Raw genomic sequence first — 19,120 nt, 5'->3', positions numbered from 1 at the left:
CATGCCGATCCGCGTTCAGTGGTTGGCGGCCGCGCTGCCGAGCAACCCGCGCAGTTCGGTGGCGAGCCGGTCGAAGCGGGGGTCCGACATCACCTGCGCGTAGTCGCGGTGCGCCGGCAGCTCGACCGGGAAGGTGCGGATGATCCGGCCGGGCCGGGCACTCATCACCACGACCCGGGTGCCGAGGAAGACCGCCTCGGCGATGGAGTGGGTGACCAGCACCACAGTGGTGCCGGTCTCCCGCCAGATGCGGTGCAGCTCGGCGTTCATCTGCTCCCGGGTCAGCGCGTCCAGGGCGCCGAAGGGCTCGTCCATGAGCAGCACCGGCGGGGCGTGCAGCAGCGCGCGGCACAGCGCCACCCGCTGCTGCATGCCGCCGGACAGCTCGTGCGGCAACGCCTTCTCGAAGCCGGTCAGGCCGGTCATCTCGATCAGCTCGTCGGCGCGGCGGGCCGCCCGTGCCCGGTCCATGCCCCGCATCTCGGCCTGGAGCAGGATGTTGGCCCGCGCGCCGCGCCACTCGAGCAGCGCGGCCTTCTGGAAGACGAAGCCGATCTCCTTCTGCGGGCCGCGTACCGGGCGCTCCAGCAGCGACACCTCGCCGTTGGTGGGCTTGACCAGCCCGGCGACGATCTTCAGGAGGGTGGACTTGCCGCAGCCGGACGGGCCGACGATGGTGACGAACTCCCCCGGCTCGATGTCGAGGGACACGTCGTCGAGGGCGGTGGTCTGCGACCGCCGGGTGGTGAACCGGACGGTCACCCCGGACATCCCGATGGCGGTGCCGGTCGCTGCCGGCGCGGCGCTCACCGGGTCACCCCTGCGCCGCGTACGAGGAGTCCCAGTACGCGTTGGGCGCCCCCGGGTCCTTCAGCTCGGCGTAGCGCGACATCAGGTCGATGGTCTCGGACCACTGGGCCTCGGTGTTGACCCCGGGCGGGCCGTCCGGGCCGAGCAGCGGCAGGTTGAGGGTGAGCTGTTTGGTGAGCACCTCCGGGGCGGGCTCGTTCTCGGCGAGCGCGACCATGGCGCTCACCGCGCCAGCGGGGTCGCGGGCGGCGTCGGCCCAGGACTTCTGGGTGGCCCGGACGAACTTGCGGGCCAACTCCGGGTCCTTCTGCAGGGTCTGCGTGTTGGCGATCAGGCCGGTGCCGAGCAGGTTCATCCCGTAGTCGGCGAAGAGCAGCACGTCGACCTTCTTGCCGGTCTTGCTCTCGATGGTCGGGGCCTGGTCGTGGAAGAAGCCCATGATGGCGTCGACCTTGCCCTCGGCGAGCGCGGCGATCTTGCCGGCGGCGTCCACGTTGACCACCTTGACGTCGTTCTTGTTGACGCCGTTCTTCTCCAGCCAGGCCGGGAAGGTCGCGTAGAGGGCATCGCCGGGGGTGCCGCCGACGGTCTTGCCCTTCAGGTCGGCCGGGGTCTTGATGTTCTTCTCGGTGAAGAACTCGACCGAGGAGGGGCCCTTCTCCAGGTACGCGCCGAGGCTGCGCACCGGCATTCCGCTGGCCACGGACTTGAGCAGCACCGGGCTGTCGGCCCAGCCGAAGTCGGTCTGCTTCTGGGCGACCTGCTTGACCGTGTTGCCGGAGCCGTTGCCGGGCAGGATCTTCAGGTCGATGCCCTCGGCGGAGTAGTAGCCCTTCTGCAGGCCGTAGTAGAAGGGAGCGTGCTCGCCGTACGGCACCCAGTTGAGGGTGAGGGTGACCTGTTTGCTGCCGTCGGCGCCGGTCTTGCCCGTGGAGTCGTCCGCACCGCAGCCGGTGGCGGAAAGGAGCAGGGCGGCGGTGGCCAGGATGGTGGTGGCGGTGCGTTTCATCGGTGCCTCCGTGATGGGGTCGGTCAGGAGGTGGTGAGGGACACGCCGGCGCGACGGCTGGCGTGCCACGGGATGAGCAGTGCCTCGGCGATCTCGACCAGGACGAACAGGACGATGCCGATGGCGGACATCAGGATCAGGTCGGCGAACAGCAGTGGGGCGTCGAGGTTGCCGTTGGCCAGCAAGAGGACGTAGCCGAGCCCTTCGCTGGCGCCGACGAACTCGCCGACCACGGCACCGACCACGGCGAGGGTGACGGCCACCTTGAGGCCGGCCATCAGGTGCGGCAACGCGTTCGGAAAGCGGATCTTGCGGAAGGTGCGCCACGGCCCGGCGCCCATGGTGGCGGAGAGGTCGAGCAGCTCCGGGTCGGTGGACCGCAGGCCGGCCACCCCGGAGATGACCACCGGGAAGAACGCGATGAGCACGGCCAGGATGATCTTCGGGGTGAGGCCGAGACCGAACCAGACCACCAGCAGCGGCGCGATGGCGATCTTCGGGATGACCTGTGCGAACAGGACGATCGGGTAGAGCGCCTTGTCCAGGGTGCGCGAGTAGGCGATGGCGACAGCGGTGGCCAGCCCCAGCGCGGCGGCCAGCACGAAGCCGAGCACCGTCTCGTAGAGCGTGACCATGGTGTGCCGGGCCAGCTCGGACCACTGGCCGGTCATCGTGGTCCAGACCTGGCCGGGAGTGGGCACCAGGTAGTTCGGCACGTACTCCCGGGCGGCGACGAACCACCAGGCGGCGAAGAAGGCGACCAGCACCAGCGCCGGTCGCCACAGCGAGTCGGCGAGGGCCGCCGCGCGCCGACCGAGCGTCGGGCGTGGTGGACGGCCACCGCCAGGCGGCGGTTGCACCACCGTGGACGATGGCTGGCCGCCGACGAACGCCGGCGCACCGACGCTTCCGGACCGGGATGCGGGCTCGGAGGCGGCTGCCCGCGCACCGCTCGCGTGGTCGGCGGCGGCCGGCCGGCCCGCCGTGTCCAAAGAGTTCTCGGTCACGCGGAACCTCCTCGGGGGCCTGGCACGGCACTCGTGGAGCGGGCCGGTCGGCGGATCAGGCAAACGCTTTCCTGGAGCGTAGGCGGCCCCCTCACGCCGGGCAAGGCCTTTCCTCGATCTATTCGTCGATCGGCCCGGCGCCGCACGCGCCGGGCCACTTCGAGATCACCTCGACCTCCCGAAGACGGCTGTCGGCGGCCCTCGGGACGCCCCGACGTCAGTATTCGAGGAGATCAGGACAGTCCAATCTGGACCGATGACGCCGTCAGCCGCCAGCCGGGTAGGTGTCGAGGAGGCCGCACATTCCGAGCCGGCCCCGCTCGACCGGCTCGGTCACCGCGTACACCCCGGCGTCGCCCAGGTGCCCGGCGTCCCCCCGCTCGAGGGCGTCGAGCTGCACGGCGGTGTCGGCGGCGGCACGGCCGGCGCCGGACTCCCACCGCTGCCGCCAGCGCGTCAGCAACGGCCGGCGCAGCGCGATCGCGGCGGCGTGGAACGCGGCCAGCGCCGCCGGCCCGCCGGACCGCAGCGCCGAGAAGCCGGTCACCGCCAGATCCCGCCGCCGGTACGCGGCGCGCACGTCCGCGCCCGGCGCTCCCCCGTCGGGCAGCGCCGCCGCCGCGGCGTACGCCGCCGGATCGGCCAGCACCTCGGGTGGGAAGGTCAGCACCGCGTCGCCGGCCTCGGGCAGTCCGCTGTTCTGCATGAGCACCACGATGCTCAGCCCGCCCCCGTTCACCAGGCGGTGCACGGTGCCCGGCTCGAACCAGACCACCACCCCCGGCCGCAGCGGCGTCTCCCGGAAGCCGGCCGTGGTCAGAGTCTGCACCGCGCCCTCGCCGTCGGTCACCACGTACCCCTCGGTGCAGCACAGGTGCACGTGCGGGGTGCCACCGACCACGCCGTCCGGCGCGACCGTGTCGTAGACGCGCAGCCGGGAGACGCCGATCCCGCCGGGAAGCGCCGCGAAGCGATCGGACATGGCCGGGCCTCCCTGCGGGAAAGGGCTTTCTCTGCGGTACGGTGACGCTAGCCGGCGCGGCGAAACGCCGTCAACAGACCGAGGGGGCGGGCCATGGCGACCCTGTCCGACGTGGCGCGGCGCGCGGGCGTCTCACCCGCCACCGCCTCCCGCGTCATCAACGGCAGCAGCAAACCGGTCACCGACGAGCTGCGCGAACGGGTGCTGGCCGCCGTCGCCGAGTTGCAGTACGTGCCCAACGCGCACGCTCAACTGCTGGCCCGCTCGCACCGCAGCGCGGTCGGCGTGATCGTGCACGACGTCTCCGACCCGTACTTCGCCGAGATCACCCGAGGGCTGCAACGGGTCGCCACGGACCAGGGCCGGCTGCTGATGATCTGCAACAGCTACCGCGACCCGGATCGCGAGCTGGAGTACGTGGAGCTGCTGCGCGGCCACCAGGTGGCGGCGCTGATCCTGGCCGGCTCCGGCTACCACGACGAGGCGTTCACCCGGCAGCTCAACGAGAAGCTCGCCGCGTACGAGGCGACCGGCGGGCGGGTCGCGGTCATCGGCCGCCACGAGCACTCCGGCGACGCCGTCATGCCGGACAACCGGGCCGGCGGTCACCTCGCCGGTCGCGAACTGTGCGAGCTGGGGCACCGGGCGATCGGCGTGGTCGCGGGCCCCCGCATCCTCACCACCACCACCGATCGGCTGGCCGGGCTCAAAGAGGCCCTCGCCGAGCAGGGCCGCGAGCTGCCCGAGCGCCGCATCCGGTACGCCGAGTTCGACCGCGACGGCGGCGCCGAGGCCACCGCCCGGCTGCTCGACGCCGACCCCGGGCTGACCGCGATCGTGGCCCTCAACGACTCGATGGCCATCGGCGCCCTCGCCACCCTGCGGGCCCGCTCGCTGGCGGTGCCGCAGCAGGTCTCCGTGGTCGGCTTCGACGACATGCCGATCGCCCGGGACGTGACACCCGCGCTGACCACCGTCCGGCTGCCACTTGTCGACATGGGAGTCCGGGCGATGTCCCTGGTGCTTGGCGCGGAGGCGCCGGCGCCCCGGGTCGAGGTGCTCCCCGCCGAGCTGATCCGCCGCGACACGTCCGGGCCGGCGCCGGAGCATCGGCGCGAGACGGCAGGGTCGGCGCCCCGCGCCCGGCGGGCCGACGCCGCCTCGTGACCCGGGTCAGCCCCGCGGCGTCCCGTCACGACGGTCGACGGGGCGTACCGGTCCGCGGATGGAGGACGAGCGGGAGCACCCGGCGGCGCTGCTCGACGAGGAGATCACCGCGCTCGGCCGGAACTGACCACGCACGGCGCGGGCCGCGCGGGTGGCGGCCGACGCGGGGTCGGCCGCCACCCGGGTGGGTCAGGGCAGGTCGATCGGGCGCAGCACCCGGTCCACGGTGTGCGCGATCTGCCGGTTGCCCTTGTTGACGTCGAACGCGACCACGCGTGCGTCACGGTCGTTGGTGTCGGCGTCGACCAGCCGCAGCTGGCGGAAGATGTGCCAGTAGGTGCGGACGTCGACCTCGACGGTCGGGCCGAGGGCGGTGGTCAGCTCCGCGCCGTCGGCCTTGAGGGCCGCCCGGCGGTCGATGGTCGCGCCCGGCACGACGTGGTAGAGCAGCACCGTCTCCACGGTGTCGATGCCCAGACCGGCGACCGCCGCGAACGCGGCGCTCTCACCGGGCAGCTTCCGGGCGTGGGTCAGCTCGCGCACCAGCTGCTGGAACGCGGCGTCGTTGGGCAGGAACGCGGTCAGTGCGACGGTGCCGTCCGTGAGCACCTTCACCGGCGAGTTCGGCTTGGCCTCGAGCACCGCCAGCACGGCCGCGGTCAGTACGTCGAAGTCCCGCGAGTTGCGGTCGAAGCCGCTCGTGTCCTTCGTGAGCACCTGGGCGAGCGACTTCGTGCCGAGCGGCTTGGCCTTACCGGTCGCCTGGGCCGGCACGGCCACGGCGGTGGTGGCCAGCGCGGTGGCCACGGCGCCCACCGCCATCCGGGCGGCGAATCGTGCGATCTTCATCAACGGGCCTTTCGTCGAAGCGACGGATCCGTGACGTCTCGTCACGACACATGCTTCGCGGCCTGCACACCGCCCGGATGCAGCCACCGCCGGGAAAGTTCGACAGTCGAAATCCGCTGTCCCCACCCGGAGCGCCGCGCGTAGCCTGCGCCGGTGCTGATCCGCGAGTTCGACGACCAGGACTGGTCGCAGGTGTGGCCGATCATCGAGGAGGTGGTCCGGGCACAGGAGACCTTTCCCTACGACCCGGACATGACCGCGGACACGGCGTACCGCATCTGGGTGGAGGCCCCGCCCGGGCGGACCGTCGTCGCGGTCGACGGCGAGCGGGTCCTCGGCACCGCGAAGATGGGCACCAACCGGCCCGGGCCGGGCGCCCACGTGTCCACCGCCAGTTTCCTGGTCGCCGCCGACGCGCGCGGCCGGGGCGTGGGCACCGCGCTGTGCCGCGACGCCCTGACCTGGGCACGGCGACGGGGGTACGCCGGCATGCAGTTCAACGCCGTGGTGGAGACCAACCGATCGGCGGTCGAGCTGTACCGCAGGGAGGGCTTCGACGTGGTCGGCACGGTGCCGGGCGCGTTCCGCCACCCCACCCTCGGCCGGGTCGGCCTGCACGTCATGTACCAGGAGTTCTGACCGCCCCGCCGGTGGTCAGCCGGCCTGACCCACCGGGACGGCCGGCGGCGACAGACGGGCCTGCGCGCCAGCTGTGCGGATCGGGGTGAACAGCCCGCCGACCGCGACCAGCAGGCAGCCCGCTCCGGCCACGAACGCGACAGCCGCGACGCCGTACCGGCCGGCGGTCCAGGTCAGGATGGCGGCGCCGGCCGGTCCGAGGGCGTAGTGCGTGCTCCAGAACGCCGAGGTGACCCGGCCGAGCAGATGGTCGGGGGTGATCTCCTGGCGCAGTGACATCGAGCAGATCCCGCTGACGCTGAGACAGCACAGGTAGACGGCGGTCAGCGCGGTGACCGCCGGCACACTCGTCGCCATGCCGGCGCCCGCCACCGCGAATCCGCAGACGGCGTGCGCCCCGATCCAGGTGGCGCCGAAGCCGCGCCGACGACGCAGCGGGGCCACCAGCAGCGCCCCGGCGACCGTGCCCAGCGCCGCCAGGCCGAGCACCGTGCCGACCGTGCGCTCGGTGCCGCCGAGGTCGTGCGTCACGTGGTAGATCAGCACATCGGTGAAGCCGTAGGTCAGGAAGATGAACACCGACAGCAGGACGGTCAGCGCGCGGAGCACGGGCTGTCGCCACAGGAACCGCGCCCCGGCCAGGAACTCGGCCAGCGGGCGCTCCCGGGGCACCGGCGCGACGTCGGCGGCCTGAGCCCGGCGCAGCCGGACCAGCCGGAGGCCGGCGGCCGAGAGCGCGAAGCTCGCCGCGTTGACGGCGATGGCGACCGCCGGGCCGAAGCGGGCCGACACCACACCGGCGAGCAGCGGCCCGAGAACGGCGGCCGCCGCGAACGTCGCCTGGAGCCGGCCGTTGGCCTCGGTGAGCCGGTCGGAGTCGACGAGGTTGCGCACCGCGGTCACCGCCGCGACCTGGAACAGCATCCCGGCCGCCTCGCAGATCGGCAGCACGACGAAGAGCAGCCAGACCTGCGGGCCCGCGAGCCAGGCCAACGGCACCACGGCGTAGAGGACCAGACGGGCCAGGTCCGCGACGATCATGAGCGTACGGCGGTCGTACCGGTCGACCAGCACCCCGCCGAAGACCCCCGCGACCACGGACGCCGCGCCCGCGACGGCGGTGAGCAGGCCCATCTGCGCCACCGACCCGGTCGCCTGCAACACCAGCAGCGGCACCGCCAGGTAGGCGAACGCGTCACCGGCCGCGGAGAGCGACTGCGCGATCCAGTACGTGCCGAAGGAGCGGTCCCGCCACAGCGGAGCCCGCTGAGGGCTGGCAGCTCGGCTCATCCCGCCGAGGGTAGTGGCCCTCGTAGCGCCATGCTGACCGTCACACCGGCGCCGCCCACCACGTCTGGTCGAAGTGAGACGGCCCCGGGAAGGGCTCCCGAGGCCGTCTTGAGGCGTACGCGAAGCGGGTCAGCCCTGGCGCAGCGGCGCGAGCGCGGTGCTCCAGGCCACGACCTGGTCGAGGGTCGGGCGCGTGGGAACGGCCGACTGAGCGAGGCCGAGCCCTCGACGTGGCGACCACCGCTAGGCGTTGGCCACCAGCCGCCAGCGGTTGTCCGCGCTGCCGTTGTCGGAGTCCTGTACGGCCTGCGCGCCACGCGCGGTGGAGCCGTTGAGGATGCCGAGCAGCTTGCCGCTGTTGACGTTGCGGATCTTGTAGGTGCCGTCGCCGTTGTCCACCAGGGTCCACCGGTGGTCGGCGGTGCCGTTGTCAGCCCACTGCAGGACGCGGGCGTTGTCGGCGGTGGACATGTTCTCCACACCGAGGACCTTCCCGCTGTTGACGTTGCGGAACCGGACGGCGTTGCCGTCGGTCACCACCACCCAGTTGTGGTCGGCGGTGCCGCTGTCGTCCCACTGCAGAGCCAGCCCACCGTCGGCGGTGGACATGTTCTGGATGCCGAGCACCATCCCGCTGCCGACGTTGACCAGCCGGTGGCTGCCCCCACCGCTGCTGCCGCTGGTGTTCCAGTAGACGGTGTAGTTGAAGCCGTGGGCGTCCTGGAACGGCCCGAGGTTGACGGTGGACCCGTTCGCGGTGGCGGTGAACGCCAGCGAGCTGGTGCTGGTCCGGGCGATGGACGAGACGTTGAGTGCCGGCGGCGCGCTCAGCGTGGTGTTGCCGTAGTTGCCGCAGAGCACGCTCGGGCCGTAGGTGACGGCGGCGACGCTGGGGTTGTCGTTGGTCGGCTGCACGACGACACGCATCGGCAGACGCACGGTGAGGGTGTCTCCGGCCGCCCAGGTACGCGTGACCGTGGCGTAGCTGCCGGGCGTCGTGGCGACGGACTGCGCCACGCCGTTGACGCTGATCGTCGCGCCGCTGGTCCACGCCGGAATGCGGACGCGGACGCTCCACGAGCCGCTCATCGTGCCGCCGAGGGTGAGCGTGGTGGTGTCGCTCACCGGGTACGTGGTGCTCTGCGTGACCGTGATGCCCCGCTGCGACCAGGTCAGCTCCGAGGGCACGAACAGGTTCACGGTCAGCGTCGTGCCGCTGTAGAAGTAGATGGAGTCCATCAACTTCGTGTTGATCTCCACGCCGGTGCCCTGGCAGCACCAGAACGAGTTGTAGTCGGTGCTCCAGGTGCCGCCGCCCCACGCCGGGCCCACGCCCCGCCGGCCACCCGGCTTGAGCGGGGTGAAGTAGGTGATGTGCCCGTGGCTGTCGGCCGGGTTCTGCGCGCCGATCAGGTGGTTGATCGTGGCGCGCTCGTAGTAGTCGAAGTAGTCGGTGCGGTTCGGGTCGAGCAGCCACAGCTCCCGCGTCAGCTTGAGCATGTTGTAGGTGTTGCACTGCTCGCAGGTGTCGTTGCTGAGGTACCCGGCGATCGCGTTGGGCGCCCGGAAGTGCTCGGCCTGGCTGTTGCCGCCAATGACGTAGGAGTGCGCGCCGACGGTGATGTTCCACGCGTTGCTGGCGATGTCCCGGTAGCGGGTCGTCCCGGTGGCCTTGAACTCGCGGGCGGCGCCCACCCACTTGGGCACCTGCGTGTTGGCGTGCAGTCCGTTGAGCTGGTCCTGGTTGGAGGCCAGGGGGTTGAACACGGCGGCATGGTCGAACCGCTGGGCGGTGGTGAGCCACCGGGTGTCACCGGTCTGCTGGTAGATGTCGGTCAGCACCTCGTTCATGCCACCGAACTCGGTGCCGAGCATCGACTGCATCTGGCTGGAGCTGAGCCGGGACGTGCGGGTGTCGACCCAGCCGGCGAGGGCCAGCAGCACCGTACGGGCCTGGGTGTTGCCGGTGTAGCGCCAGACGTCGAGCAGACCGGCGAGCGTCTTGTGGATGCAGTAGTAGGGCACGTTGCCGTTGGACAGCGTCCGTGCCTCGAGCGCGGTGAAGTCGGACTCCGGGAAACCGGAGAGGTATCCCGACCCGAACCCGGCCGCGCCGTTGTTCGCCTGGCACTTGGCCATCTCGGCGACCATGTAGTTCGCCTTGTCCCGGCAGGTGGTGTCGCCCAGCACCGCGTACGCCTGGGCCCACGCGGTCAGGAAGTGCCCCTGCATGTGGGTCCGGAACGGGAAGTTCGGCGCGTCCCAGCCGCCGTTGGTGGCGGCGCCGTTGGTGGAGAGCCGGTGGTTGGCGCGGAAGTTGTAGAGCATCCGGTCGACGTCGACGACGCGCAGGTAGTTCAGGGTGCGGGTCTGGTTGTCCAGCCAGCGGCCGGCGGTCAGTCGCACCTGACCGAACTCGAAGGGGTAGGCACCGACGCCGATGTCCGACCGCGCTGGCGGGACCACGGCAGCGGCGGCGGGGCCCGCGCCGAGCGTCGTGGCTCCGGTCGCGGAGAGCACGGCGGTGGCGCCGGCCGCCTGCAGCACGCGGCGTCGGCTGAGGGGCAGGGACGACATGGGACCTCCAGATGAGCGCTACCGGCGACGGGGCGACAACCGGGCGGGACGGGCTCGGTGGGATGCAGGGGTCCGAACGTTAGCGTTCACATCCGTGTCCGGCATGTTACGGCCCACCGACCCACGAATTCAAGATGGTAACTGTATTCGTACGCCGTACACCTGTGCGCGAGCTTGGAGAACCGGCGCGGTGAAGGGGATGCGGTATGGCGTGCCACCTCGTGTTATCGATAACACCGAAGGAATACCGCAAGATCGGTCCCGGGTCGACGTACCCCAAAACGGGATGCGCGCCGACGGGCGCCGCTGGTGGAATCTCGGGATGAAGCACGATCTTGTGCGTCCCCCGAAGGCACGACCGGGTGACCACATCGCGGTCCTGTCGCCGTCCTTCGCCGCGGCCGGCGCCTATCCCGAGATCCACGAGCAGGCCATGCGGCGGCTCGCCGACCTGACCGGCCTCGTCCCGGTCGAGTACCCGAGCACCCGCACGGTCGGCGCGAGCGCGCAGGCGCGCGCGGCGGACATCAACGCCGCCTTCGCCGATCCCCGGGTACGCGCCATCCTCGCCGTCGTCGGAGGCGAGGACCAGATCACGGTCATCCCCCACCTGGACGCCGACCTCGCCCGCGCCGACCCGAAGCCCTTCCTGGGCACCAGCGACAACACCAACCTGCACCAGTGGCTCTGGGGACTCGGCATCGCGAGCTTCTACGGCGGGTCCTCACAGGTGCACCTCGGCCCCGGACCCGCCGTGGACGACATCCACGCCCGGTCGCTGCGGGCCGCGCTCCGCACCGGCGAGCGGTTGGAGATCACCGATCCGGGCGAGTCCGAGGACATCGGGGTCGACTGGGCCGACCCACGGGCGTTGCAGTCGTTCGGAGAACGCGAACCGACGGCGCCGTGGACCTGGTACGGGCCGCGCCGCACGGTCACCGGCCCCAGCTGGGGTGGGTGTCTGGAAGTCCTCCAGTGGACCCTCACGGCGGGACGCTTCCCGTTTCCTCCGGAGGTTCTGCGCGGCGGCGTGCTGATCATCGAGACGTCGGAGAAGCTCCTTCCCGCCCGCGAGGTCGGTTGGATCGTGCGGTCGCTGGGTGAACGCGGTCTTCTCGACGCCGTCGACGCGGTCCTGGTCGCCCGTCCGCCGGTCTCCGACCACACCCGCCGACCCGCCGCCGAGGAGAGGGCGCGCCTACGCGAGCAGCAGCGCGACACGGTCGTCGACGTGGTGAACCGCTACAACCCGGAGGCGGCCGTCTGCGTCGGCGTCCCGTTCGGCCACACCAAGCCGCAGTGGATCCTTCCCCACGGCGGCCCGATCACCGTCGACGGTGTGGAACGTCGGATCTTCGCCGACTATCGCTGAGGTATGCCGCACGTCCGCGTCCCGGCCGGCGGACGGACTCTCGGAGCCTGCCGGGACGCGGACGGCGTCAGCGGGCCGGAGCGTGGGCGGCCAGCGGATTGGTGAGGGTGCCGACGAACTGCAGGGCGGCCGACGGGTCGGCCAGGTCGATCATCTGCTGGTTGTCGCGCAACTGGAGGCGGTTGAGGCAGGACAATGCGAACTCGGGGGCGAACAGGTCGTAGTGGCGGACCCGCTCGGCCAGGTGCGGCACCCGCTCGAAGTAGTCGGCGGCGCAGGCCGCGACCGTGCCCCAGAAGGCGTCCTCGGTGAGCACGCCGGCCTCGACGAGCACCGCGTTGAGGTGGCGCAGGAAGCAGTCGACCACGTCGGTGAAGATGGTCAGCAGCTTGGTGTCGTCGGGCACCTCGACCCGGATCCGCTGCACCTCCGCCGGCAACTCGGCGTCGGCGCTCAGCACCGCGATCTCCTCGGCGATGTCCTTGAAGATCACCCGCTGGACGGTGTCGTGCTCGTCGAGGACCAGGATGACGTTCTCGCCGTGCGGCATGAAGGCCAGGTCGTGGGCGTAGAAGCTGTGCAGCAGCGGGGTCAGGTAGGCGTCCAGATAGCGGCGCAGCCACACCTCGGGCGCCAGGCCGGACCTGTCGATCAGGGCCGCCGCCAGTGAGCCGCCGTCGTCGTCGACGTGCAGCAGCGCGGCCATCGTGGACAGTCGCTGCCCCGGGGCCAGGCCGGGCACCGGGCTCTCCCGCCACAGCGCGGCCAGCATCTTGCGGTACGGGGAGGTGCGCTCGGTGGCCGCCTCGTACTGCCGGTGCCGGTAGCCGACCGCGGCCCGCTCCCGGATGACGGTCAGCCCGGTGCCGGTCAACACCTCGTCGCCGGCGATCAGGTCGGCCAGCCAGTCGTTGATGGCCGGGGTCGCGGCCATGTACGCGGCCGACAGCCCCCGCATGAAGCCCATGTTCAGCACCGACAGAGCGGTCTTGACGTAGTGCCGGCCCGGCTCGGTGACGTTGAAGAAGGTCCGGATGGACTGCTGCGCGAGGTACGAGTCCGGCCCGGGACCCAGGTGCACCAGCCGACGCTGGGCCAGCTCCCCCGCGAACGTGACGGCCAACTTGTTCCACCACTGCCACGGGTGCGCCGGGATGAGGTGGTAGTCGGCGAGGTCCAGGCCGAGGTCGGCCATCGTGGCGGCGAAACGGGCCCGGGTCCCGGCGTCCAGCTCGCCGGAGATGAGCGTGTCGTAGTCCAGGTCGGTGGCGCTGCTGAACGTCGAGTGGTCCCGATGCGCGGCCAGCCACTCCAGGCGTACGGGGGTGGCGGCCTCGGGGGCGTAGCGGTGGTACTCGTCGACGCCGAAGCCGAGCCGGCCGTTGTTGGCCACGAAGCAGGGGTGGCCCTCGGTCATCGACGTCTCGATGGTCTGGAAGTCCGCCCCGGCCAGCTCGGCGGCGCACGGCAGGGACTGGGCCAGCTTGTACGCGGTACCGGCGAGGGTGGAGGTGATCTCCTCCAGGTAGACCGGGAGCACCCGCGCGGACAGCCCGAGGGTGCCGCGCAGCTCGACGATCAGGTCCACGGCGTCCGGCGGCAGCGCGACGCCGTCCCGGTGCCGGGTGATGCTGTCGGCGTCGACCTGCCAGTGGGCCAGGGCGAGCACCCGGGCGACGAACCGGTACGTGACGGCGCCGTCGTCGCTGCGGACCTCGTACCACTGCCGGTCGTCGGGGCCGGGCACGGGCGCCGGGGTGAGCAGCCGTTCATGGGTGAACTCGGCGAGCGCCTTGCGGACCAGCATCCGGTTGGCCCGCGCCCAGCGCTGCGGGGTGAGGTGCGCGACCGGGTCGCCGGGGGCGGCCTGGCCGGCGACGGTCGGCGGGGTGGGGACGGCGGTGGTGGTCACGCCGGGGCTCCTTCGGTTCGGGTGGCGGCAGCGGACTCGGCGGCGGAGTGCTCGGCGTGCTCGGCGGCGGCCTCGAACTGGGCGCGGGTGCAGACGCTGAGCAGCGCGTCCTTCTCCGGCTTGGCGATCGGGCCGACGACCTCGAAGCCGACTGCGGCGTTCAGCGCGTGCACGGCGGTGTTGCGCACGTCCGGCTCGACCACCACCCGCCGGGTCGCCGGGTCGGCGAAGAGCCAGGCCATGACGGTACGGATCACCGCGCGGGTGAAACCGTGCACGGGAGCGCCGGCGGGCGCGCACAGGAAGTGCATGCCCACGTCGCCGGGCTGGGCGTCGTACAGGCCGACCAGTTCGACGCGGGCCGGGTCGTAGCGCTCGGCCAGGAAGGCGGGTTCCCCCCGCCACAGGCCGAGGTACGCGTCGTGCTGCGGGTGCGCGGCGATGCGCCGGTACTCCTCGATCACCTGTGCCTCGTCGGCGTCCTGCATCAGCCAGAACGCCGCCTTCGGGTGGGTCACCCAGCCGTGCAGCAGCGGGGCGTCGGCCTCCGGATCGAGGGTACGCAGGGCGAACGCGCCGAGCCGGTCGTCGACGCGGGTGAAGACCACGCTCACGAGATCACCCCGAACTCCTGGAAGGTGATGCTCTTCTCGATCGGGTAGTGCTCCCGGCCGAGCAGCTCACGGATGATCCAGGAGTTGCGGTACGCGCCCATGCCCAGATCCGGCGAGGTGATGCTGTGCGTGTGGGTGCCCGCGTTCTGCAGGAAGATGCCCCGCCCGCTGTGGTCGATGCTGTAGTTGCGGGCCACGTCGAAGCGGCCGTGCGCGTCCCAGCGGATCCGTTCGCGCACCGGGGCCAGGAACTCCGGCACCCGGTAGTGGTAGCCCGTGGCCAGCACGAGTCCCTCGGTGCGCAGGGTGAAGTCCCGCTCCTGCTCCACGTGCCGCAACCCGAGCGTGTACTCCCCGTCGCGGTGCGCGGCGTCGACCAGCTCGGTGTTGGTCAGCAGCCGGGTGCGCGCCGGCCCGTCGACGCTGTGCGCGTAGAGCAGGTCGAAGATGTCGTTGATCAGGTCGGCGTTGATTCCCTTGAACAGGCCCTTCTGCTCGGCCTCCAGCCGGTAGCGGGTCGCCTCGGGCAGCGCGTGGAAGTAGTCCACGTAGTCCGGTGAGGTCATCTCCAGCGTCAGCTTGGTGTATTCCAGCGGAAAGAACCGGGGCGAGCGGGTGACCCAGTTCAGCTGGTAGCCGTACCGGTCGAGGTCGCCGAGCAGATCGTGGTAGATCTCGGCGGCGCTCTGCCCGCTGCCCACCACCGTGATGCTGCGCTTGGTGCGCAGCGCGTCCCGGTGCTCCAGGTAGCGCGAGTTGTGCACGGCGTCCCCGCTCAGCCCGGCGACGGCGGCCGGCAGGTGCGGCGGAGTGCCGGTGCCGAGCACCAGGTGCCGGGCCCGGTAGGTGACGCTCCCGGACCCGCCGGTGGTGGCCCGGACCACGTACCGCTCGTCGGCGCTGTCGTACTCCACGGTGGTCACCGTCTGGCCGAAGCGCAGGTTCGGCAGCTTCGCCGCCGCCCACCGGCAGTACGCGTCGTACTCGCTGCGCAGCGGGTAAAAGCTCTCCCGGATGTAAAACGGGTAGAGCCGGCCGATCTCCTTGAGGTAGTTGAGGAACGAGTACGGCGAGGTCGGGTCGGCGAGGCTCACCAGGTCGGCGATGAACGGGGTCTGCAACCGGGCCGACTCCAGCAGCATGCCGGGGTGCCAGGCGAGGCTCGGCCGGGCCTCCAGGAACACCCCGTCCAGCTCGTCGATCGGCGCGGTGAGGCAGGCCAGACCCAGGTTGTACGGGCCGAGCCCGATGGCGACGAAGTCGTGGGTGGACATCTTCTTCTCCAGGCGCGGATTCGGGGTCAGCCGACGGGGCAGGTCAGGTCGGCGGCGGTGTTGTCGCGCACGTACCGGCCGGCGTGGCCGGCGATCAGTTCGAGCACGTGGCCGACGTCGTCGCCGGTCGTGGCGGGGTTGAGCAGCGTGAACTTGAGGAAGTGCCGGCCGTCCACCCGGGTGCCGGCGACCACAGCGAGGCCGGAGGCGGCCAACGCCTCCCGGGCGTACAGGTTGGCGGCGTCGGCCAGCTCGCGACCCGGGCCGGTGGGCAGGTAGCGGAAGACCACGGTGCTCAACTGCGAGCGGGTCACCACCTCGAAACGCGGGTCCTCACTGACGAGCTGCCAGGCCTCGGCCGCCCGGTCGACCACCTCGTCGAAGAGCGCGCCGAGCGCGTCCGGGCCCATCACCCGCAGGGTCAGCCAGAGCTTCAGCGCGTCGAACCGGCGGGTGGTCTGCAGGCTCTTGTCGACCTGGTTGGGGATCTGCTGCTGCACCATCCGCGCCGGGTTGAGGTAGTCGGCGTGGTACGTGGCGTGCCGCAGTGCCCGCCGGTCGCGGACCAGCAGGGCGCTGGAGCTGACCGGCTGGAAGAACGACTTGTGGTAGTCGACGGTCACCGAGTCGGCCCGCTCGATGCCGTCGAGCAGGTGCCGGCGCGTCGGCGAGACGAGCAACCCGCAGCCGTACGCGGCGTCGACGTGCAGCCAGACGCCGGCCTCCGCGCAGATCCCGGCCAGCTCCGCGAGCGGGTCGATGGAGCCGAAGTCCGTGGTGCCGGCGGTGCCGACGACCGCCATCACGACCAGTCCGGCCTGCCGGCACCGGGTGATCTCGTCGCGGACGGCGGCGGGCCGGATCCGCCGCTGCGCGTCGGTGGGCACCGCGATCACCGCGTCCGGGGCGAGGCCGAGGAGCTTGGCGGACTTCTGCACGCTGAAGTGCCCGGCGGCGGACGTGAGCACGCGCAGCCGGGGCAGCAGCTCCATGCGGGCCGCCGGGGTGGTCGCCGCGGCACACGCCTCCTCCCGGGCCAGCAGCAGCGCCTGGAGGTTGGACTGGCTGCCCCCGCTGGTGAACACGCCATCGGCGTCCGGGCCGAGGCCGACCCGGGCGGCGGTCCAGTCGATCAGTCGACGCTCGATGAGCGTGGCGCCGGCGCTCTGGTCCCAGGTGTCCAGAGAGGAGTTCACCGCGCTCAGCACCGCCTCGCCGAGCAGCGCCGGGATGACCACCGGGCAGTTGAGGTGGGCCAGGTAGCGGGGGTGGTGGAACCAGACGGCGTCGCGCAGGTAGACGTCCTCCAGCTCGTCCAGGGCCGCGCCGGCGTCGCCCAGGGGCCGGTCCAGGTCGACGGTGTTCACGAGGGGGGCCAGCTCGGCCGGAGCGACGCCGGTGGCGGGCCGGTCCACCGTGGCGACCCGGCGGGCGACCCGGTCGACACCGTCGGCGATCGCCCGCCGGTACTGCTCGACCGAGCCGCCGTGCAGCAGCTGCGCCCGCGCCGCGGGCAACGCGCTTGTCGACACCGGTGGTGGAGCGGCCTGCGCGCCGGTCGGCACGGGCGGGTCGGTCTCGACGGGGTACGTCGGCACGGTCACGGGAGGTCCTCCACGTTCTCGACGATGGGCAGCCGGAACCCCTTCCCGGCGCGTCCGCGCGCCGGGGGCCGTGCTGCGGGTGTGGTGGGTCGCTACTCAGGCGGTGGCGCCGGCCAGCGCCGCGGCGCGCAGGTCCTCCTCGGACAGCCCGCGCCGCCAGTAGCCGGCGAAGGTCACCCGTCGACGGTCGAAGCCGCGCTCGCCGACCAGGTGCCGGCGCAGCGCCCGCACCACGCCGGACTCGCCGGCGATCCAGGCGTACGGGTTACCGGCGGGCAGCCGGGCGGCGCGGAGCGCGCTGACCAGCAGGTCACTGCCGGGTGTGGTGCTGCCGCGCACGATCCAGCGGATCTCCGCGGCGGCCTCGGTGGGCAGCTCGGTGATGTCCGCGGCGTCCGGGACCTCGATCCAGGCGCGGACCCGGGTGCCGGCGGGTAGCCAGGCCAGGATTCCGGCGGTGGCCGGCAGCGCGGTCTCGTCGGCGGCCAGCACCACGAGGTCGGTGTCGTCCGGCGGGCGGAAGCAGACGCTGCGGTTGTCGTACACCGCCGGGCCGAGCAGCAGCACCCGGTCGCCGAGCCCCGCCAGGCTGGCCCACCGCGAGGCGGGACCGGTGCCCCCGTGGCCGACGAAGTCGATGTCCACCTCGCCGGCCGCCGGGCGGTGCTCCCGGATGGTGTACGAGCGCATGACCGCGCGGACGTCCGGCGCAAGGGCCCGCCAGGCGCCGAACCAGTCCTCGCCCCGCTCGACCGGAACGACCGGGGCGTCCTGCCCGGGGTGCGGCAGGAACAGCGAGACGCTCTGGTCCCGGCCGCCGCCGGCGAAGTCGGTCAGCTCCGCGCCGCCGAAGGTGACCCGGATCAGCGAGGCGCCGACCCGCCGGGCCCGCAGGACGTGCGCGGCGAAGAAGCGGTACTGCAGGGCGACGGGTTCGCGGGTGCTGGTGCTCACGGCGTCAGCTGACCTTCTTCGCGTTCCGGATGGCGGTGGCGAGGTTCTCCAGCAGCGGCGCGGCGCCGGCGTACGAGAAGCGGGGCACCGCGTCCCACGGGGTCACCTGGTTGGCCCGCACGGCGGGCAGCTGCTGCCAGGTCGGCTTGGCGGTGAGGTCCTTGGGCTGCAGGGCGGTGCTGCGGTTGTCCAGCAGGATCAGGTCGGCGGGGAACTTGCCGGCGTTCTCCCAGCTGAGCGCCTCGAAGTAGTCGCCGGCCTCGAGCTTGGTGGGCACCACGATGTCGACGCCCAGCTCGGCGAAGTACATGAGGTCGGTGCTGACCTTGGGGTTGGAGACGTAGAACAGGTCGGGGCTGCCGGAGCAGGCCATCACCTTGATGCCCGGGTTGGCCTTGACGGCCTGTCGGACGGCGTCGGCGGCGGCGTCGAAGCGGGCCTTCGCGTCGGTGACCTTCTTGGCCGAGAGGTCCGCGCCGAGCGACTGGGCCAGCGCGGCGTACCGCTCGATGGGCTTGGTCATCGGCACCCGGGCGGTGGTGATCGCCACGCTGGGCGCGAGCGGCAGGATCTTGTCCTTGCTCTCGTCCGGCACGTACCAGAGGGCGTCCGGGTCGTACATGTGGGTGACGAGCAGCTCGGGGCGCAGGGCCGCGTACTTCTCCAGGCTGAACTCGCCCCACACGTTGCCGAGGATCTCGACGCCCTCGACGTTCAGGTCGCCCGCCTGCGGGTCGGCCGTGCCGTCGGCGCGCTTGGTCTCCCCGAACACCCCGACGAGCTGCTTGTCGAGACCGAAATCGACCAGTGCTGCCGCCACTCCGGTGAAGGCCACCACGCGCGCCGGGCGGGCCGCCGCCTCGATCTTCTTGTTGCGGTCGTCGGTGAATGACCAGGGACCACCGGCATTTCCGCTGCCAGCGGGCTTGGCGGCATCGTCCTTGCCGCAGCCGGCGAGCAGCGCGGCCAGCGTGGCGGCGCCGCCAGCGGCCAGCAGGCCACGACGAGAGAGGCGACGGGCGGACAGTGCATCGGGCATGGTGTCGTCTTTCGATCAGGG

16 protein-coding genes are annotated in these 19,120 nt (G+C 71.9%); 3 read left to right on the top strand and 13 right to left on the bottom strand.

Annotated features, from left to right (window positions below):
• Positions 1 to 15 precede the first annotated feature (15 nt).
• The 4 genes from ACFYPR_RS21905 to ACFYPR_RS21890 all read right to left on the bottom strand — a co-directional run bounded on the left by ACFYPR_RS21905 (position 16) and on the right by ACFYPR_RS21890 (position 3,808).
• The gene (locus tag ACFYPR_RS21905; RefSeq protein WP_387262457.1) at positions 16 to 771 is read right to left on the bottom strand and encodes an ABC transporter ATP-binding protein; all 756 of its coding nucleotides are present in this window, start codon (positions 769 to 771) and stop codon (positions 16 to 18) included.
• Positions 772 to 814: 43 nt separating this feature from the next.
• Positions 815 to 1,819, bottom strand: coding sequence for an ABC transporter substrate-binding protein (locus tag ACFYPR_RS21900; RefSeq protein ID WP_363941603.1), 1,005 nt, complete (start codon positions 1,817 to 1,819; stop codon positions 815 to 817).
• A 23-nt stretch (positions 1,820 to 1,842) separates the two neighbouring features.
• Positions 1,843 to 2,826 (bottom strand): ABC transporter permease, encoded by a 984-nt coding sequence (locus ACFYPR_RS21895; RefSeq protein WP_387262074.1) that lies wholly within the window; start codon positions 2,824 to 2,826, stop codon positions 1,843 to 1,845.
• Between the two features lie 265 nt (positions 2,827 to 3,091).
• Entirely contained in the window at positions 3,092 to 3,808 is a 717-nt protein-coding gene (locus ACFYPR_RS21890) for a cupin domain-containing protein (protein ID WP_387179448.1), read from the bottom strand.
• Between the two features lie 93 nt (positions 3,809 to 3,901).
• Between ACFYPR_RS21890 and ACFYPR_RS21885 the strand changes: the two genes are divergently transcribed.
• Positions 3,902 to 4,975, top strand: coding sequence for a LacI family DNA-binding transcriptional regulator (locus ACFYPR_RS21885; protein ID WP_355137534.1), 1,074 nt, complete (start codon positions 3,902 to 3,904; stop codon positions 4,973 to 4,975).
• Positions 4,976 to 5,164: 189 nt separating this feature from the next.
• Here the strand turns inward: ACFYPR_RS21885 and ACFYPR_RS21880 are convergent, their stop codons facing one another.
• Positions 5,165 to 5,824 carry a fasciclin domain-containing protein gene (locus ACFYPR_RS21880; protein WP_354856091.1) on the bottom strand — a complete coding sequence of 220 codons (660 nt, stop codon included), beginning with the start codon at positions 5,822 to 5,824 and terminating at the stop codon, positions 5,165 to 5,167.
• Between the two features lie 153 nt (positions 5,825 to 5,977).
• On the opposite strand from ACFYPR_RS21880, the gene ACFYPR_RS21875 reads away from it, so the two are divergent.
• The gene (locus tag ACFYPR_RS21875; protein ID WP_354856092.1) at positions 5,978 to 6,463 is read left to right on the top strand and encodes a GNAT family N-acetyltransferase; all 486 of its coding nucleotides are present in this window, start codon (positions 5,978 to 5,980) and stop codon (positions 6,461 to 6,463) included.
• A 15-nt stretch (positions 6,464 to 6,478) separates the two neighbouring features.
• On the opposite strand, the gene ACFYPR_RS21870 is transcribed toward ACFYPR_RS21875, so the two are convergent.
• On the bottom strand, positions 6,479 to 7,753 hold the full coding sequence (locus tag ACFYPR_RS21870) for an MFS transporter (RefSeq protein ID WP_387262069.1): 1,275 nt from the start codon (positions 7,751 to 7,753) through the stop codon (positions 6,479 to 6,481).
• Positions 7,754 to 7,996: 243 nt separating this feature from the next.
• Positions 7,997 to 10,330: a beta-L-arabinofuranosidase domain-containing protein gene (locus ACFYPR_RS21865; protein WP_363938086.1), complete on the bottom strand. Its 2,334-nt coding sequence runs from the start codon at positions 10,328 to 10,330 to the stop codon at positions 7,997 to 7,999.
• Between the two features lie 322 nt (positions 10,331 to 10,652).
• On the opposite strand from ACFYPR_RS21865, the gene ACFYPR_RS21860 reads away from it, so the two are divergent.
• Positions 10,653 to 11,702, top strand: a complete 1,050-nt coding sequence (locus tag ACFYPR_RS21860; RefSeq protein ID WP_387262066.1) for a S66 peptidase family protein — start codon at positions 10,653 to 10,655, stop codon at positions 11,700 to 11,702.
• Between the two features lie 67 nt (positions 11,703 to 11,769).
• Here ACFYPR_RS21860 and ACFYPR_RS21855 read toward each other — a convergent pair whose 3' ends face one another.
• From ACFYPR_RS21855 to ACFYPR_RS21830, 6 genes are all read right to left on the bottom strand, one after another.
• Complete coding sequence (locus tag ACFYPR_RS21855; RefSeq protein ID WP_387262455.1) at positions 11,770 to 13,509, bottom strand: IucA/IucC family protein; 1,740 nt, start codon at positions 13,507 to 13,509, stop codon at positions 11,770 to 11,772.
• A gap of 101 nt (positions 13,510 to 13,610) precedes the next feature.
• On the bottom strand, positions 13,611 to 14,228 hold the full coding sequence (locus tag ACFYPR_RS21850) for a GNAT family N-acetyltransferase (RefSeq protein ID WP_387262063.1): 618 nt from the start codon (positions 14,226 to 14,228) through the stop codon (positions 13,611 to 13,613).
• Positions 14,225 to 15,502, bottom strand: a complete 1,278-nt coding sequence (locus ACFYPR_RS21845) for a lysine N(6)-hydroxylase/L-ornithine N(5)-oxygenase family protein (RefSeq protein ID WP_387262060.1) — start codon at positions 15,500 to 15,502, stop codon at positions 14,225 to 14,227. Before ACFYPR_RS21845 ends, ACFYPR_RS21850 begins: the two co-directional genes overlap by 4 nt.
• Before the next feature lie 26 nt (positions 15,503 to 15,528).
• Positions 15,529 to 17,106, bottom strand: a complete 1,578-nt coding sequence (locus ACFYPR_RS21840; RefSeq protein WP_387262058.1) for a pyridoxal phosphate-dependent decarboxylase family protein — start codon at positions 17,104 to 17,106, stop codon at positions 15,529 to 15,531.
• 96 nt (positions 17,107 to 17,202) lie between these two features.
• The gene (locus ACFYPR_RS21835) at positions 17,203 to 18,060 is read right to left on the bottom strand and encodes a siderophore-interacting protein (RefSeq protein WP_387262056.1); all 858 of its coding nucleotides are present in this window, start codon (positions 18,058 to 18,060) and stop codon (positions 17,203 to 17,205) included.
• A gap of 4 nt (positions 18,061 to 18,064) precedes the next feature.
• Positions 18,065 to 19,099: an ABC transporter substrate-binding protein gene (locus ACFYPR_RS21830; RefSeq protein WP_387262053.1), complete on the bottom strand. Its 1,035-nt coding sequence runs from the start codon at positions 19,097 to 19,099 to the stop codon at positions 18,065 to 18,067.
• Between the last annotated feature and the right edge of the window lie 21 nt (positions 19,100 to 19,120).

The sequence above is a fragment of the Micromonospora sp. NPDC005254 genome, assembly GCF_042872525.1.
GTDB lineage: Bacteria > Actinomycetota > Actinomycetes > Mycobacteriales > Micromonosporaceae > Micromonospora.
The sequence above is the reverse complement of the archived record's forward strand: the minus strand, read 5'-3'. Positions and strand labels throughout refer to the sequence as shown.

What these genes read in the sequence shown, in the direction of transcription:
- ACFYPR_RS21870 (WP_387262069.1), bottom strand. Translation starts at nt 7,753, where the DNA reads ATGAGCCGAGCTGCCAGCCCTCAGCGGGCTCCGCTGTGGCGGGACCGC.
- ACFYPR_RS21860 (WP_387262066.1), top strand. Translation starts at nt 10,653, where the DNA reads ATGAAGCACGATCTTGTGCGTCCCCCGAAGGCACGACCGGGTGACCAC.
- ACFYPR_RS21855 (WP_387262455.1), bottom strand. Translation starts at nt 13,509, where the DNA reads ATGCTGGTCCGCAAGGCGCTCGCCGAGTTCACCCATGAACGGCTGCTC.
- ACFYPR_RS21830 (WP_387262053.1), bottom strand. Translation starts at nt 19,099, where the DNA reads ATGCCCGATGCACTGTCCGCCCGTCGCCTCTCTCGTCGTGGCCTGCTG.
- ACFYPR_RS21890 (WP_387179448.1), bottom strand. Translation starts at nt 3,808, where the DNA reads ATGTCCGATCGCTTCGCGGCGCTTCCCGGCGGGATCGGCGTCTCCCGG.
- ACFYPR_RS21905 (WP_387262457.1), bottom strand. Translation starts at nt 771, where the DNA reads ATGTCCGGGGTGACCGTCCGGTTCACCACCCGGCGGTCGCAGACCACC.
- ACFYPR_RS21900 (WP_363941603.1), bottom strand. Translation starts at nt 1,819, where the DNA reads ATGAAACGCACCGCCACCACCATCCTGGCCACCGCCGCCCTGCTCCTT.
- ACFYPR_RS21885 (WP_355137534.1), top strand. Translation starts at nt 3,902, where the DNA reads ATGGCGACCCTGTCCGACGTGGCGCGGCGCGCGGGCGTCTCACCCGCC.
- ACFYPR_RS21845 (WP_387262060.1), bottom strand. Translation starts at nt 15,502, where the DNA reads ATGTCCACCCACGACTTCGTCGCCATCGGGCTCGGCCCGTACAACCTG.
- ACFYPR_RS21865 (WP_363938086.1), bottom strand. Translation starts at nt 10,330, where the DNA reads ATGTCGTCCCTGCCCCTCAGCCGACGCCGCGTGCTGCAGGCGGCCGGC.
- ACFYPR_RS21880 (WP_354856091.1), bottom strand. Translation starts at nt 5,824, where the DNA reads ATGAAGATCGCACGATTCGCCGCCCGGATGGCGGTGGGCGCCGTGGCC.